Origin of the sequence: Bradyrhizobium sp. 186 (genome assembly GCF_023101685.1) — a bacterium.
In the GTDB taxonomy this organism is placed as follows: Bacteria; Pseudomonadota; Alphaproteobacteria; order Rhizobiales; family Xanthobacteraceae; genus Bradyrhizobium.
Genome location: NZ_CP082164.1, coordinates 8,205,925 through 8,220,682 on the forward strand (window position 1 = coordinate 8,205,925; position 14,758 = coordinate 8,220,682).

The window sequence follows — 14,758 nt, forward strand, 5'->3', positions numbered from 1 at the left end:
GCTTGGCAAATGTTGTCACTATGTGTGCTGGTCCTCCGGCCCATCCAACTCAACTAGGTAGACCAGCAAGAGATCGTCGTTCGACTGTGACGCGTCAGCTGCTTGCCTATAAAATGCTGCTTCATCGGGCCGGGCGAGCCGCACATCCAGAAGCGCGTTGTCGCCGCATATAGGGACGTCGCCGGACTTCAGTAGACGCAGCTTGGCTCTGAGCTCTTCGAAGCCTATCGAAGTCAGAAGGGTCGAACTGGTGCCCAGCGGAATCGGTAACGTGAACTTGCCAGCCCAAGCTTTCCAGCACGCGCGCTTTGTCGACAGCAACAGCGGGGTTGATACGAACAGTCACGACGCTCTGGCCGTTCTTCGATGCGTGAATGGCGAATGTCATGGCGACCTCACCGAAGACAGACCATATACGGATTTCGAGGCTGTTAGGAGATGGCATGATGGCCGCAGCAACATCTCGCGCTTGCTAAGGTGTGCATGCTGCGATGCATCACCTCCCGTGAGGCGCGGCGCGATCATTCGATCTAAGGCTCCCATGCAAAGGCCGAACGCATTCGGTACTTGCCACGGCCCTGAAGTCCGCTGTGGGTCTTGGCCGTGTAAAAACACCTTTTCCAGGGAGTCGGTGAGAAGCCAAGACCAGTTCGGTCTCAGGCCACAATTGCAGCTATTAGTGGCTTGGTCCCGACGATGTTCATCACTCGTGTCAGGTTATAGGCGAGGACCGAGAGAGCCATCTCGGCGGCTACTTTTGGAAGCGTTTTGGTGAGGAAGTGTGTCGCTCCCATGCGGGCCTTCATCGTGCCGAACGGATGCTCGACCGTCTCGCGACGCAGGCGCATGGCTTGTGGGTTTGCATCAAGGCGCTGCTGCACAGCTTCGAGCAGATGCTCATGCTCCCATCGCGGAATCCGCCGCTCTGGCCCTGTCGTGCACTGCGATTTGAGCGAACAATCTTGACAAGCTGTGGTCCAGTAGCGCCGTAGCCGCTTGCCGTCCTCCTCGCTCGTAAAGCGATATGGCAGTTGCTCCCCGGCTGGACAGCGATAGGCATCCTCCTCTGGCAAATAGGCAAAATCCTGCTTACCGAAGCGCCCCTCCGATTTGGCACCCGACGTCATCGGCTTGGGCAGAGTCACTGTGATGCCTGCCTCGTGACACCCGAGGATCTCCAGGCTGCTGAAGTAGCCGCGATCGGCCACGGCATCGAGCGTCTCGGTCTTGAGAACAGCCTTGGCCTGCTTGGCCATATTGGCCAGTTGAGCCCGATCTGAGCCGCTGTTCGTAACCTCATGCGTCACAATCAGATGGTGCTCGGTATCCACGGCGACTTGCACGTTGTAGCCGACGGTGCCGGAACCACGCCCGCTCGTCGCCATCGACCGGCTATCGGGATCAGTCAGTGAGATTTGCTGATCAGGCGAAGCAAGCATCTGCTTCTCGTAGACGGCAAGCTTGCCCATTTCCGCCTTCAGCTTCGTCAGTTTCTCGGTGAGCCTTGTTACCTTCGCCGCCAGCGCCTCCGTCGGTTCCTGTCGATCGGCGGTATCAAGTTGGCTCAAATAGCGCGCGACGCTCTCCTCCAGTTGGGCACGCCGCCGCTCCACCTTCGCTCGTGTGAAGTTCTTGTCCCGGTTGTTCACGGCCTTGAACTTGCTGCCATCGATCGCGACGCTCGCCGTCGCCAGAAGGCCCATCTCACGGCAGAGTTCGACGAAGCGAGCACATACCTTGCGCAGCGCCAGACCATTGTCTTTGCGGAAGTCCGCGATCGTCTTGTGATCAGGAGCGAGCCGGCCCAATAGCCACATGACCTCAACGTTGCGTCCGGCTTCTCGTTCGAGCCGCCGGCTCGACTGCACTCGGTTCAAATAACCGTAGATATACAGCTTCAGGAGAACCGAGGGATGGTACGATGGCCGGCCCGTTGCCTCGGGATCGATCCCGCCGAACCCAAGCTCGGCCAGATCGAGGCCGTCGACGAGGACGTCGATGACGCGAACCGGATTGTCCTCGCCGATCCAGTCTTCCACGCATTCAGGAAACAGCGTGCTCTGCCCACGATCCGCACCATCAATGAAGCGCTTCATCCGAGCCCCCCACAAATCATGCGGGAATCATATCGCGCGAATCACATCAAGCGCAGCGTTTTCACACAGCCAGGGTCACACCCAGAAGTCCGGGAGTGCGACCGGGAAGTCGGCTTTACCCCCAAGAGCGGACATTCCTGCGAACGGCCGCTTCGCGCCAACAGCGGTCATTCCGCAACCGCGTAGATGAGCGCTGCCCTCACCGGGAAGCGAGGCGGCGCGTCGGGTGGAGCGGGCACAAACGCCGCAAGCCATTTGAAGCGCCTCGCCTTTACGTTTCGGTACACAGGCTTGACCTTGACGCCCGCGCGTCGCAGGTTTGGGGGCGCCGCGCGCGGCTCGCGCGCCCAACAGGCAGGATCGATCTTTCATGGCATTCGTGCAGTTCACGCAACCGGACGATCAGCCCATCGTCATCAACACGGATAGGATCGTGACCGCCACACCACTGCCCGACGGACAAGGCACGCGCATCACTTTCAACAACGGTGGCCATCAGGACGTGAAGCAACTCATCGCTGACGTGCTGCGGCAGTTGAACATAAGCGCGTAGGCTCAGGACATCGCCGCTGGGCGAACCATTCCGCCAATCAAGTGAGATCGTGCACTTTCTTGAGTGCTGCCCAATGTCGCAGATGGGTCATTCGCGTCGGTTTGACCGGACCACGACGACTTCCGGTCTACCCCGGTGAACGGACATTCTCAGGATAGGCGGGCATGTCTCAAAGGTGCCATGAAGCGACATCGGGCCACGCACGCGAACTCCAGGGTCGCATTCGATCGGCTCCAGGCACATGGTTTTCAGGATTTGAGATAGAGCTGGAACGAGCGCGATAGGGGGCAGACGGTCGGATGTCGCGGTCGGTTTACAATGCCATATCTCGCCACTTAACCGACTGGTAGGGGGCTCAGGGAGCCCCAACTTTCCCCAACCTGCCATGTCCCAATGGTGCTAAGTTGGCTGCGGTGACGGTACCCCTCGCGGTAAAGAGCGCAGTCGGCCCTCCCGCGCGGACAGGGGAGAACGACTGTGCATCAAATGCAGCCCCAACGCCGGCTTGCGGCGATCCTGGTGGCAGATGTGGTCGGCTACAGCCGGCTGATGGGCCAGGATGAGCGTGGCACGCTTCGCAGAATTAAAGCCATTCGCCGTGAAGTCGTTGACCCCAACATCGCTGCGTATCATGGCCGCATCGTCAAGACGACCGGTGACGGCATGCTCATCGAGTACCCCAGCGCTGTGGAGGCTGTCGGCTGCGCGGTGGCTGTACAGCGCGCGATGGCCGAGCGCAATGCCGACATTCCGGTGGACCAGCGGATCGAATTCCGGGTGGGCGTGCACCAGGGCGACATTGTCGTTGACGATCAAGACATCTTCGGCGACGGCGTCAATGTGGCGGCTCGGCTTGAGCCCCTCAGCGCGCCGGGAGGATTCTGCATCTCGGCTCGTGTTTATGAGGACATGGCCGGTCGGTTAGAGCTTCCATTCGAGGACCGCGGCGAGCAGCAACTCAAAAACATCGCGCGTCCGGTCCGCATCTACGCGCTCGGACCAAAAGCAATTGCCGGATTGCCGGCCACGCCGGATGTAGCGTCAGAGGACTCGCGCAACAACGGGCTCGCGCTGTGGTTGGGACAGCTCCTCACCCCGACCTTGCCAACGAAATCGCTCCGCTGGCTCGTGCTGCTGCCGGTTGTGGTTGCGCTCGCTGGCATTGGCGCTTGGCAAGTGACCAAGCGTTCGCAGGCACCTCCCCGGTTAGAGGCGGCGAACCAGTCGAGGGGCCCCACCATCGCGGTGCTGCCATTCGACAATCTGTCTGGCGATCCAAGCCAGGAATTTTTCTCAGACGGCATCAGCGAAGAGCTCATCACTCGTCTCAGCCGCTTCGATCACCTGCGGGTGCTGGCTCGCAACACCACCTTCGCCTACAAGAAGGCCATCGAAATGCAAGAGCTGAGCCGTCAGCTCCAGGCGCAATATGTCATCGAAGGCAGCTTCAGGCGTATCCCCGATCAGATCAGCGTCACTGCGCAGCTCATCGACGCCCGCACCGGGACCCACCTTTGGGCGCAGACCTACGAGCGGTCGACGGCATCTGCTAGCCTTCTTAGCTTACAGAATGACATCGCACATCATATCGGCGCTGCAATCGGCGACATTCGGACCGGTGCGATCGCAAAAGCAGTGCTGGAGCGGGCGCGTTCGAAGCCAGCCACTGAGCTTTCATCCTACGAGTGCGTCCTTCAAGGCTATCAGGCAAGTGCGGCGCAGAGTGCTGCAGGGCCAATGCGACGGGCTCGTGCGTGTTTGGAGGCCACTGTAACACGCGACCCCACCTATGCCGAAGCGTGGGCGATCCTTACGCGCATTCTGTACATACAGCGCAGTTGGGGTACTGGGCTCGACGACGTTGACAAGCGTGTTGATCTCGTTCCCCGCCTCCTGGAGGCAGGCAATCGTGCTGTAGAACTTGCGCCTGAAAACGCCGCGGCGCATTTCGCACTTTTCTCGGCCTACGCCGCCACCTGCCAGACCAAGAGAATGCGGGTTGAAGCTGACCGAGTGCTGGCTATCAATCCGAATGATGCAAGCGCCCTCGGCCTAATAGGAAACCTTCTGGCTTATGCCGGAGACTGGGATTACGGGCGCCAGCTTGCGGAAAAGGCCCTCGCACTTGCAGGGCCGGCGGCGCCGTCCTGGTGGTGGTGGGTGATCGCAAAGGACTACTATCGGAAGGGGGAGTACGCCAAGGCTCTTGAGGTTTTCCAAAGATCCTACGCCGAGCAGAACTGGCTAGACCACCTGCACCTCGTCTACACGCTCCCACATCTTGGAAGGGTTGACGAAGCCCGAGCTCAAGTGCCGAGCTTGATGAAGCTCAAGCCGGATATCAGCGTGCGCGAAGCTGATCGCTATTATACCATGTGGTGCTTCGATGCTGACTTTAGGGACAGGATGGTAAGGGCACTTCGGCTCGCAGGGTTGCGGGAGGAAGCTGATGAGAACCGCTTGCGACGAGGCAATGCCGCAGTGGTCCCGTCGCAACCCTGAAATTCTTTATGTGTTGGTTAGGCGCTGCGCTTCACGCGCAGCCATCCACCTAATCTTGTTCCATGAGCCGGCCGACCGCATCGGCGGTCAGAATGGCAGTAAGCGGCGTTTGGCGCGTTCCTCCAGCATGTGGTGTTGCTTTCAGAGAACGTCGTGCGAGACATTGTTTTAGCGCCTCCCCTCCCCGAGAAGTCTGTCGGGGCGGACTTCCGAGTTGGGTCATTCGCGTCGGTTTGGCCGGACTACGGCGACTTCCGGTCTACCCCGGTGAACGGACATTCTCAGGATAGGCGGGCATGTCTCAAAGGGGCCACCATCAGACATCCTAGTCGGCCTGAGATACTCGCACACGTGGGCTAAATGCTGGAATGTGAGCGACCAGAATGGCTGTCCGCTCTAAGGAGCGCAGAGTAACATCAGGAAGAGTGCTCTGTTAGCTTTGTATCTGGCAGAGGCTCGGCGACTTTCGCAACCTAGCATAACGACTCGCCCTTCGGCCGTACAAACGCTCCATCTCCATACACGACCACGCTTTTGCAACAGAGTTCCAAAGATAGGCAATTGATGCGGTGGCATTCCGGCCCTTCATTTGCTCATCTTCGGTAAGCGGCAGAAACCTTACGAAAAAACAATTTGAACCTGGGGCCATAACTTGCTGCTCCGTTCTGGTAGACTGCCGCCACAATCTAAATTTTATGCTTGATGCGCGAACGCTGGCATCTGGCGCGGCAAGGCGAAGGCCAGATATTGACTGTGACCGGCGAAGCCGGCATCGGCAAATCGCGCGTGATCGAGGCGCTGCAGCAAGAGCTTGCAGCCGAAGCTCATGCGCGCATCAATCTGCAATGCTCTCCCTATCACAGCGACAGCGCGCTCTACCCGGTGATCCAGTATCTCAACCGCGCCGCCGGCTTTGCGCCTGCCGATCCACCGGATGTGCGCACCGAGAAACTCCGCGGCCTTCTTGGCGCGCGGTACATCGCCAATCCTGCTGCGCTGCCGCTGTTGGCCGAACTGTTGTCGATCCCGCTGACTGAGGCGGCTCCTGCCACGTCGCCAGCGCAGCGCAAGGCCGCGACGCTCGCGCTGATCGTCGAGATCATGACGCGGACCAGCGACAGCGATTCGGTGCTGATCGTGCTGGAAGACGCACACTGGATCGATGCGACCACGCTCGAAATGATGACGCGATTGGCCGACAGCATCACCCGCGCGCGGCTCCTTGTCGTGGTGTCGGCGCGACCGGATTTCACGCCGCCGTGGCTGTCAAGGCCACACGCCACGCTGATTACGCTCGGACGCCTCGGCCGTCCCGAATCCATGCAGGTTGTCGCGAGCGTCGCTGCCGCGCATGGACTGGCGGCGAACACGATCGCCGCGATCATCGCCAAGACCGATGGTGTGCCGCTGTTCGTCGAAGAGCTGACCCGAAGTGTGATGGAATCGGCGGGCGAGGATTCGGTGCCGGCGACACTGAAGGACTCACTGATGGCCCGCCTTGATCGTCTCGGCGGCGCGCGCGAGGTGGCCCAGATTGCCGCGGTGATCGGCCGGCAATTCACCTTTGCCTTGCTGGAAGCGGTGGCCGGCAAGGACAACGACGAACTGGAAGACATGCTGGCAAAAGCTGGTTGCCGCAGGAATTGTGTTTCCCGAGGCGCGTGGCTTCGAGCGGAGCTTCAACTTCAAGCACGCGCTGGTGCGTGACGCCGCCTATGAAAGCCTGTTGCTGATGCGCAGCCGAGAATGGCACGGGCGCGTCGGTCTTGCGCTCGAGCAGCGCTTTGGCGACATCGCCGCGAAGGAACCGGAGCTGCTGGCCTATCATTTCGGCAAAGCGGGGCAGCTCTCTCTCGCTTGCGATTACCGCATGCGCGCCGGCAACCAGGCCGTGAGCCGCTCGACCTATGTGGAAGCGATCGCGCATTTCACGGCGGGTCTCAAGCTCGCCGAAACCATGCCGCCCCAAAGCGGCCTGCGCCGGCAACTGGAGTTCTGGCTGAAGCTTGGTTCGGCGTTGTTTGTCGCGCAGGGCCTGCAAAGTATTGAGGCCGAAACGGCCTACACCAGAGCCGCCGAGATCGGCGAAGAGCTCGGCGACGGCCCCGCGTCCTTTCAGGCCAAGTGGGGCCTTTGGATCAACGCCAATCTGCGCCGCAAGACGGCGTCGGCGCGCGACCGCGCCAACGAACTGGTGTCGCTCGCACGACAGTCCAGTGATCGCGAGTTGTTGCTCGAAGCCTATCATTGCCAGCTCTCAACGGCGCATTATCGTGGCGATGTCCGCGGCGTGCTGGAGGGCAGCCGGCACGCTATCTCGCTTTACGATGTGACGCAGCACCGTCACCTTGCGCACGCGTTTGGCGGCCACGATCCTTGCGTCTGCGCTCATGCCCAATGTGGCAATGCGTGGCAACTCTCGGGCGAAGGACAACAGGCACGGCAGCATTTCACGCAGGCCATCGCGCTGGCCGAAATGATCGATCATCCAAACAGTCTCGCGCAGGGGCTGCACAGCACTGGCATGGGCCACCAGCTTGGAGGCGACCGCGAGGCGGTCTACAAGGCGGCCCATCGCGCGGCCGCGCTGGCTGACAGGTTCGGCCTGCCACCGTGGCGCGCCAGCAGCCTGTTTCTGGTCGGATGGGCGACGGCAACAGGCGCCGCCGCTGCGGACGCCGTGCGGCTGATCGATACCGAGATCGCCAATGCGACCGCGGCCGGTCCGCTGCCGCAATATTATCTCGGCCTCGCTGCCGAAGTTCTGCTTGCCGCGGGGCGGCCCGCGGACGCGCTCGGTCATCTCGACCGCGCGATCGCAGGCATCGACGAGGCCGGCGTCGGTATCTACCTGCCCGAGATCTATCGCTTGCGCGGCGCGTGCCTGCTGGCGCTCGACCGCGGCAACAAGACTGAGGCACAATCAGCCTTCGCATCCGCTTCCGGTATCGCTAAGCGCCAGGGTGCAGTCATCTTCGAGCGTCGCGCGGAGGCGTCCTTGTCCGAGTTGCCGATATAGGATCATTGGGTAAACGCCGTCGAACAAGGCCCTGAGATGTCGGGTCGTGGCCTGTACGCGACGAAGCCGGACCTTCCGGACGTGGGTTGTTAGGAGTAGGCCAAACATGGTCAAGACGCAGCCCGATCGCCGAATTGACACGATCGAGATTACGCCGGAGCACATTGCAGCGTTATCGACAACGAATTTGAGCGAGATCGGTTAAGCCATTTTGTCGCCTATGTCCTGGCCACGTCCCTGTGCTCTTACTTATCCAGCTAATCGGGATGCCTCGATGGCTGTCTTAGTTTTCTCTCTTGAACTCGACACAAGAAATTTCTCGAACATTTCCTTGGGAAGCGGCTTTGAAAACAAGAACCCTTGCATCTCGTGACAACCTTCTGATCTTAGAAAATCCGCCTGCGCCGTGGTTTCGACGCCCTCGGCAATGACCTCAAGTCCCAAGTTGCGTCCCATCACGATGATTGAACGCACGATTGCCGTATCCTCCGAGGCGGATTGCAAATCGATCTTCTGCACGAAGCTGCGATCGATTTTGATTCGCGTAAGTGGATAGCGCGTCAAATAGCTAAGAGATGCATACCCCGTTCCAAAGTCATCGAACGCAATCCCGACGCCTTTTGCTCGGAGTGCTTTTAATGGAGACAGCGTTCCATCTTCACGACCAAGCGCGATATTTTCAGTGATCTCAAGCTCAAGTGCTTCGGGGGGTAACCGCCCGTTACACCCGTGATGTCGCGGGAAATCCAAGATAGTGCGCCATCGCGCGCTTCCGGTCCGAAACTAATCACTTCGATCGACCGATCCCCCGGCTAAGGGGGGGCAAATTCGCAGGCCGAATGACAGCAGAAGGGGTAAAATCTCCTAGGGTCCACACCCGAGGAGCAACAACATGACCCCACACCTCCCCGAGAAATTTTCCACCAGGTTGATCGACTGGAGTCCCTTCGTGATCATGGGCAACACGATGCCGCCCCGAGATCCTGATGAAGATGAAGACGAAGAGGACGAGGACGAAGAGGACGAAGAGGAGGACCGCGCCGACGAACCGCCGGTCGTGCGCGAGCCGGACGAAGACTAGAGCATGATGCTTTTAGGATTGGGCATGGCACGCCGCTGATTGGCCGCGTTCTGCCGGAGGCACTGCACTGCGCTCCCCATCCGGCTATGCAACGGCGTGGAAACTCGCATCGCACATACTGATGCGAGCCCTGCCTCCGAACTCAGATCTCCTTTCGCTGCATCGCACTTGCGATGTGGTCGGCCTGTCGAATGGCAAGCGCGACAATCGTGAGTGTCGGGTTGCAGGCGGCACCAGTGGTGAACTGGCTACCGTCGGAGATGAATATGTTCTTGATGTCGTGGGTCTGCCCGAATTTATTGACCACGCCATCCTTCGCCTTTGCGCTCATCCGGTTGGTGCCGAGATTGTGAGTGCTTGGATAGGGCGTCGTCGGATAGGTCACCGTCGCACCGACCGCCTCATAGACCGCAGCGCCCTGCTTGTAGGCGTGTGTGCGCATGGCGATGTCGTTGGGGTGATCATCGTAGTGAACATTTGCGACCGGCAGACCGAACTTGTCCTTGGCCTTCGGATCGAGCGTGATGCGGTTAGTCTCCTGCGGCATGTCCTCGCCGACGATCCACATTCCGGCCATGCGCGGATATTGCTCCATGGCGCTCGTGAACGGACGGCCCCATGCGCCAGGATTGAGGAACGCCGCCATGAAGGGCAGACCGAGTGACAGCGTTTCCATCTCGTAGCCGCCCATGAATCCGCGCGACGGATCATGACGCGATTCGTCGCGAATGATCCCGGCCATCGTGGTTCCGCGATACATGTGCACCGACTTTTCGAACGCGGCATAGACGCTGCCGGTCACGTGACGCATGTAGTTGCGGCCGACCTGCCCGGAGCTGTTGGCAAGGCCGTCCGGATACAAGTTGGATGCGCTGTTGAGCAGCAGACGCGGGCTTTCGATCGAGTTGCCGGCGACCGCGACGACCCGCGCTTTCTGGCGCTGCATGTTTCCGGCTTCGTCGGCATAGATGACGCCAGTTACCTTGCCCGATGCATCGTGCTCGATCTTCACAGCCATGCTGTTCGGACGCACTTCGAGGTTGCCGGTCGCCTCGCCCTTCGGGATTTCGCTATCGAGCGTCGACCACTTCGCGCCGGTCTTGCAGCCTTGGAAGCAGAAGCCGATCTGCTGGCAGGCGCCGCGGCCGTCGCGCGGTTCGCTGTTGATCGCCATCCGTCCGGTGTGGACTTCCTTGTAGCCCACCTTCCTGGCGCCCGCCTCCATCACCTTGAAGTTGTTGTTGCCGGGGAGTCCCGGAATGTTGTTGGTCCGGGTCACGCCCAATTTGTCTTCTGCCTTGGCGTACCACGGCTCCATGTCTGCCAGCGTGATAGGCCAGTCAAGAAGACTGGCTCTCTGCACGTTGCCGTAAGCGCTTTGCGCACGAAATTCGTGTTCCTCAAAGCGCAGCGATGCACCCGCCCAGTGGACGGTCGAACCGCCGACCGACTTCACGATCCATGCAGGCAGATTGGGAAAGTCTCTGGCGACGCGCCAGTCGCCTGACGTCGTCCGCATATCCGTCCACGCGAGCTGCGTGAAACTTTCCCATTCGTTGTTGATGAAATCCTGGAGTTCGGTGCGCGGACCGGCCTCAAGGATCACAGCCTTGACACCCTTTTGCGCGAGTTCGTTGCCAAGCGTTCCGCCGCCCGCGCCGGAACCGATAATGACGACCACACTGTCGTCGTTCAGATTGAATTTTTCCATGTGACGTTCCTCTCAACCGTTTATGGGCCGTCAGAAGACCTTCGGCAGCCAGTCGATATCGCTGAAGCCGCGCTTGACGTAGCCGCCGTATTCGGCCGACGAGCCTTCGTAACCGAACTTCGGCCAGAGCTCTTGCTGGTTATAAAGAGAGACGACGAGATCGGACCGGATCTTCTTGAAGAAGTCGCTCTGCTCGATTCCCTGCAGAAGCACGATGCGGTCGGCCTCCCAGGGCACGTTGATATAGGCGACGTTGTGCCGGCCCTGCGCATCCTGGTCGAGGCGGCCAACGCCCTCCTCCAGCAGCGTCTTTACGGCGGGATCCTTTGCAGCCTTGCCGTCCCAAGGTTTGATGGCGTTGATATAATAGACGTCGCCGAGAAAATCGTGCGGATAGATATCGCGAGCGACTTTCACAAGCGTCTTCATGGTGGACGGGGCAAGCGCGGTCGATTCTTCCGCCCACGCGTCTTCGATGCTGAGGCCCACGCTTGCGGCAATGGCGACGGTTGGCACGGCAGTCGCGGCCCCGCGCAGGAAAATGCGGCGACTGTACTTGGTCCTGCGATCAACTTCTCTCATGGTTGTTCCTCCGTTTGATTGTTTTTATGCGGCGTTACTGAAAGCGACCGCCTTTCTCGATCACTTCGATCTTGTAGCCATCGGGATCGGCGACAAAGAAGAAGCGCGCAAGCGTGACGCCATCGTGCTTGAAATCGCGCATCGGCCCGGGTGACAGCTTCTCCTGCTCGAACCTGGCGTGCTCGTCCTCAAGATTGTCCACCACCACGGCGAGATGGCCGTATCCATCGCCGAGCGCGTAAGTCTCCTTGCGGTCGAAATTCACCGTCAGTTCGACCTCGAACGGCGAAGAGGGGTGCCGCAGATACACAAGCGCGAAATCGGGGAAGACAAAGCGATCGGCGATCTTCAGTCCGAAAGCGCGCGAATAGAAGTCGAGCGACTTTGCTTCATCGAAAACGCGGATCATGGAGTGGACAGGTTTGGCCATTCAATGCAGTTCCTTGAGATACGAGACGATAGCCGCACGAGCGGCAGGCTTCGCCTGCCGATACGCCATAGTGGCGCCCGCGATGGCCGCTTGCGCGTTCACCAGCCATGCATCGAGCGTGTGGTCGTCCCAGACGAAATCGGCCGACGCGAAATTCGGCGAATAGTGGTAACCGTCGGCCTTGCCGGCTCTGCGGCCAACGATTTTGAACAGGGTCGGCCCGTGCCGCGACGGGACTTCATAGGCGAGCCGTCAGTGTCTCGTCGCCGCCTGCGGCTGGCTGGTACGAAAACTACGCCTAACAACTCTTCCAGACAATTACTTCAAATTACCAAATGTATGTTCCCATTAGGTCAGGGTAACTGCCGGATCAGGCCGCACGACTCATTCTGCCAACCCAAACCCACGTTTGAGCAACGCTTGGCGCAGGAAGCGCACCGCGTCAAAGAGCGAGCCAAAACTCTGCCGCAGGGTAAGGAGCGCGAACTCCTATCGCCGAACACGGTGACGGTGCGACCGTTCGTTGCCACCATGACTCAAATCGCCAGTTTATGTCGGAGCTTCTCACTGCTTGTGGTCGAGGAACCCATCCGGGCGATCGAGCAACCGATCAATCTTGCTCGCCATGATGAAGTCGTTCTCATGCAGTCCTTTGATCTTCTTGGTGTTCAGAGAGACAGTCGCATAACCCCAACCGAAGCTGATGTCTGGGTGATGGCCTTCTGTCTCGGCAAGCTCACCGACTTTCTGAATAACGCCGAGCGCTTCCCGGAAACTGTCGAATCGAACGGTCCTCTCGATGCGGTGGGCCGCCCGCCGTTGGCTATTGCTCCTTTGCTGGTGCGCCCGGAAGCACGGCTGCCACACCTTCCGGATTGATGTTGAAGGCCAAGAATATCAACGGCTCGTTGCCTGGGTTTCCCCATTGGTGCACGAGAGCGTACGGTTCATAGATCAGGGAACCTGGTCCCCTTGCTTCCGTCTTACCGTCGACCGTGTTCGCTCCGGTGCCAGAAATAATATAGTACAGAGCCGCTCCTGACCGATGGTGTGGCGGGTTGGAGGGCATCTGCGCCGGAAACGTGACTCGTGTGAGATTGAGATCATAACCGCCTGGCTTCAGGTCGGGGATTGGAGTCGCAGTGCGATATAGCTCTCTCACGGCGGCAGGTGCCGTCTCGACAGGCCGACCCAAGTCCACAGCGCGGACAAGGAAGAAGTGGAGAAAAGTTGACGGCCCTCCACTGCCCGCCGTTAGCGTCGCGGTCTTTCCGCCGGCGATGAACAGCCCCTCTCCGGCGTTGAGCATTTTGGCCTCGCCATCGAGCGCGATCTCGGTCGATCCTGACATCTGGTAGAGGATGCCGTTGGCCGCCGAGACGCCGCTCTTCTCGTCCGGCTGAAGAGTGATGCTCACCGCTTTGAAATGGAGCGGCACGTCTGTAACGGTCGGCAGTTTGGAAGCGGCGATCACTGTTCGTGTAATTGCCGGTGGAGCGGCGGTGGTTTGTGCGGCCCCGGAGGCGGGAAGTGCCATCGCGCCGAGCAACAGTAGTCCGGTTGTCCTGAACTGCATGATTGCCTCCCAGGTTCAGCGGATCATCGGAGCACCATACGCTCTCCGAGCGCCTCTTGGAATGGCAGGCCGCTTCCAGCTGCTATTGGACGGAAACCGGGAGCAAAGGCCGAGCGAAACTGAGTTCGTGGCCGTCGGGGTCGATTAGGTGGAAGAAGCGCTCACCCCATTCGGCATCGTGGGGCGCGGTAGCTGGCCGGTATCCCGCTGCGAGCGCACGGTCGTAAAGTGCGTCAACATCGGCAACGTAGAAGATTACCCGCCCCCACCAGGACCAGCGCCGCTCGGCAGGCTGGGCGATGAGGTTAAGATAGCTCGTCCCTGAACGAAAGCTGGTGAATGACGACTCTTCGCCGCCATGCAGGACCTCAAACCCCAGCGCGCGGTAGAATCCGACAGATCGTGGCATTTCGTGGGTGCCCAGTGTGACCGCGCTGATTCCCTCGATCATGGACAGAACTCTCCTGTTTCATTTCCCCGCGCCTCGAACAGCCAGCTGCATCAAGGGTTCAGATCCTCAGTGGTCACTACAACACCGCGGTCAGAGTGCCCCTCCCGCTGCAACTTCGCGAGAGCGAGATGTTCGATCTCGGCTCGGTGCCTTACAAAGATAGCGATGAGCTGTGCATAGCCTGCGTCCTTTCTGCTCATGCGCTCTCTGTTCAGAAGGGCAGTCTCCGTTACCCGGCACTTTTCGATTTTGCCGCCGTACTCCACAACGAAATGGACGTAATCGCCGCCAGCAACAACCATGAGAATGGTCCTCAGACGGGGGTGAGACTAACATATGGTGGTTTATCCGGCCCCCTACAAGCGAGGGCTGCATGAGCGCATTAATCTGCCAGCGCCCATCTTCCATAGACCGACGCGATAAGCGTTTGGGCAATGGCCACGCCCGCGCGCGTCGGCATCGGATCAAGCGCGCCGTAGCTCCAATTCGGCCCCGTGCCTTTAGGGTACATGCGAATTATCTCGACGCGCTTAATGCCTCGCGTGTGCGGATCCATCGCCAGAAGCCGAAGGCACTCGGCCTCAAGTTCGGCTGCGGATTTACGCGGCATCTCCTCCATCAAGGTTCTCCGGCTTCGGGATATCGACCTCTCGGAGGTGGTGCTGTTACCGCTCAAGCTCAAGCAGGGACCCGGTCATTCGATCACCGCGTTGGCGTGGGCGAGCGCAGCGTCGGCGAGGTGATCGAATGAGGCGGA

The 14,758-nt window shown here is 59.9% G+C and carries 15 protein-coding genes; 5 read left to right on the forward strand and 10 right to left on the reverse strand.

Annotated features, from left to right (window positions below):
* Positions 1-656: 656 nt before the first annotated feature.
* On the reverse strand, positions 657-2,096 hold the full coding sequence (locus IVB18_RS39325; protein WP_247985606.1) for an IS1182 family transposase: 1,440 nt from the start codon (positions 2,094-2,096) through the stop codon (positions 657-659).
* Positions 2,097-2,466: 370 nt separating this feature from the next.
* Here IVB18_RS39325 and IVB18_RS39330 point away from each other — a divergent pair, with 370 nt between their 5' ends.
* The 4 genes from IVB18_RS39330 (at position 2,467) to IVB18_RS39345 (ending at position 8,170) form a co-directional block, all read left to right on the forward strand.
* Positions 2,467-2,649, forward strand: a complete 183-nt coding sequence (locus tag IVB18_RS39330) for a hypothetical protein (RefSeq protein WP_057855957.1) — start codon at positions 2,467-2,469, stop codon at positions 2,647-2,649.
* 486 nt (positions 2,650-3,135) lie between these two features.
* On the forward strand, positions 3,136-5,151 hold the full coding sequence (locus tag IVB18_RS39335; protein WP_247991840.1) for an adenylate/guanylate cyclase domain-containing protein: 2,016 nt from the start codon (positions 3,136-3,138) through the stop codon (positions 5,149-5,151).
* Positions 5,152-5,853: 702 nt separating this feature from the next.
* On the forward strand, positions 5,854-6,858 hold the full coding sequence (locus IVB18_RS39340) for an AAA family ATPase (protein ID WP_247985607.1): 1,005 nt from the start codon (positions 5,854-5,856) through the stop codon (positions 6,856-6,858).
* Positions 6,797-8,170, forward strand: a complete 1,374-nt coding sequence (locus IVB18_RS39345; RefSeq protein WP_247985608.1) for a hypothetical protein — start codon at positions 6,797-6,799, stop codon at positions 8,168-8,170. The genes IVB18_RS39340 and IVB18_RS39345 overlap by 62 nt, the downstream gene beginning before the upstream one ends.
* Before the next feature lie 249 nt (positions 8,171-8,419).
* On the opposite strand, the gene IVB18_RS39350 is transcribed toward IVB18_RS39345, so the two are convergent.
* On the reverse strand, positions 8,420-8,920 hold the full coding sequence (locus tag IVB18_RS39350; RefSeq protein ID WP_247985609.1) for an EAL domain-containing protein: 501 nt from the start codon (positions 8,918-8,920) through the stop codon (positions 8,420-8,422).
* Positions 8,921-9,062: 142 nt separating this feature from the next.
* On the opposite strand from IVB18_RS39350, the gene IVB18_RS39355 reads away from it, so the two are divergent.
* Positions 9,063-9,251, forward strand: a complete 189-nt coding sequence (locus IVB18_RS39355) for a hypothetical protein (RefSeq protein ID WP_247985610.1) — start codon at positions 9,063-9,065, stop codon at positions 9,249-9,251.
* A 142-nt stretch (positions 9,252-9,393) separates the two neighbouring features.
* Here the strand turns inward: IVB18_RS39355 and IVB18_RS39360 are convergent, their stop codons facing one another.
* From IVB18_RS39360 to IVB18_RS39395, 8 genes are all read right to left on the reverse strand, one after another.
* On the reverse strand, positions 9,394-10,962 hold the full coding sequence (locus IVB18_RS39360; protein WP_247985611.1) for a GMC family oxidoreductase: 1,569 nt from the start codon (positions 10,960-10,962) through the stop codon (positions 9,394-9,396).
* Between the two features lie 30 nt (positions 10,963-10,992).
* Positions 10,993-11,544, reverse strand: a complete 552-nt coding sequence (locus tag IVB18_RS39365) for a gluconate 2-dehydrogenase subunit 3 family protein (RefSeq protein ID WP_247985612.1) — start codon at positions 11,542-11,544, stop codon at positions 10,993-10,995.
* 34 nt (positions 11,545-11,578) lie between these two features.
* A complete protein-coding gene (locus IVB18_RS39370; protein WP_247985613.1) occupies positions 11,579-11,974 on the reverse strand; it encodes a VOC family protein in 396 nt (131 codons plus the stop codon).
* A 564-nt stretch (positions 11,975-12,538) separates the two neighbouring features.
* Complete coding sequence (locus tag IVB18_RS39375) at positions 12,539-12,841, reverse strand: 4a-hydroxytetrahydrobiopterin dehydratase (protein ID WP_346732578.1); 303 nt, start codon at positions 12,839-12,841, stop codon at positions 12,539-12,541.
* Positions 12,798-13,550, reverse strand: a complete 753-nt coding sequence (locus tag IVB18_RS39380; protein ID WP_247985614.1) for a cupin domain-containing protein — start codon at positions 13,548-13,550, stop codon at positions 12,798-12,800. Before IVB18_RS39380 ends, IVB18_RS39375 begins: the two co-directional genes overlap by 44 nt.
* 82 nt (positions 13,551-13,632) lie before the next feature.
* A complete protein-coding gene (locus IVB18_RS39385; protein ID WP_247985615.1) occupies positions 13,633-14,001 on the reverse strand; it encodes a VOC family protein in 369 nt (122 codons plus the stop codon).
* Between the two features lie 50 nt (positions 14,002-14,051).
* A complete protein-coding gene (locus IVB18_RS39390) occupies positions 14,052-14,303 on the reverse strand; it encodes a DUF1488 family protein (RefSeq protein WP_214493926.1) in 252 nt (83 codons plus the stop codon).
* A gap of 80 nt (positions 14,304-14,383) precedes the next feature.
* Positions 14,384-14,620 (reverse strand): hypothetical protein, encoded by a 237-nt coding sequence (locus IVB18_RS39395; RefSeq protein WP_247985616.1) that lies wholly within the window; start codon positions 14,618-14,620, stop codon positions 14,384-14,386.
* Positions 14,621-14,758 lie beyond the last annotated feature (138 nt).

Bases quoted from the DNA above. Each gene is read 5' to 3' on its own strand.
- IVB18_RS39325 (WP_247985606.1), bottom strand. From the start codon at position 2,096: ATGAAGCGCTTCATTGATGGTGCGGATCGTGGGCAGAGCACGCTGTTT.
- IVB18_RS39330 (WP_057855957.1), top strand. From the start codon at position 2,467: ATGGCATTCGTGCAGTTCACGCAACCGGACGATCAGCCCATCGTCATC.
- IVB18_RS39335 (WP_247991840.1), top strand. From the start codon at position 3,136: ATGCAGCCCCAACGCCGGCTTGCGGCGATCCTGGTGGCAGATGTGGTC.
- IVB18_RS39340 (WP_247985607.1), top strand. From the start codon at position 5,854: ATGCGCGAACGCTGGCATCTGGCGCGGCAAGGCGAAGGCCAGATATTG.
- IVB18_RS39355 (WP_247985610.1), top strand. From the start codon at position 9,063: ATGACCCCACACCTCCCCGAGAAATTTTCCACCAGGTTGATCGACTGG.
- IVB18_RS39360 (WP_247985611.1), bottom strand. From the start codon at position 10,962: ATGGAAAAATTCAATCTGAACGACGACAGTGTGGTCGTCATTATCGGT.
- IVB18_RS39365 (WP_247985612.1), bottom strand. From the start codon at position 11,544: ATGAGAGAAGTTGATCGCAGGACCAAGTACAGTCGCCGCATTTTCCTG.
- IVB18_RS39370 (WP_247985613.1), bottom strand. From the start codon at position 11,974: ATGGCCAAACCTGTCCACTCCATGATCCGCGTTTTCGATGAAGCAAAG.
- IVB18_RS39380 (WP_247985614.1), bottom strand. From the start codon at position 13,550: ATGCAGTTCAGGACAACCGGACTACTGTTGCTCGGCGCGATGGCACTT.
- IVB18_RS39385 (WP_247985615.1), bottom strand. From the start codon at position 14,001: ATGATCGAGGGAATCAGCGCGGTCACACTGGGCACCCACGAAATGCCA.
- IVB18_RS39390 (WP_214493926.1), bottom strand. From the start codon at position 14,303: ATGGTTGTTGCTGGCGGCGATTACGTCCATTTCGTTGTGGAGTACGGC.
- IVB18_RS39395 (WP_247985616.1), bottom strand. From the start codon at position 14,620: ATGGAGGAGATGCCGCGTAAATCCGCAGCCGAACTTGAGGCCGAGTGC.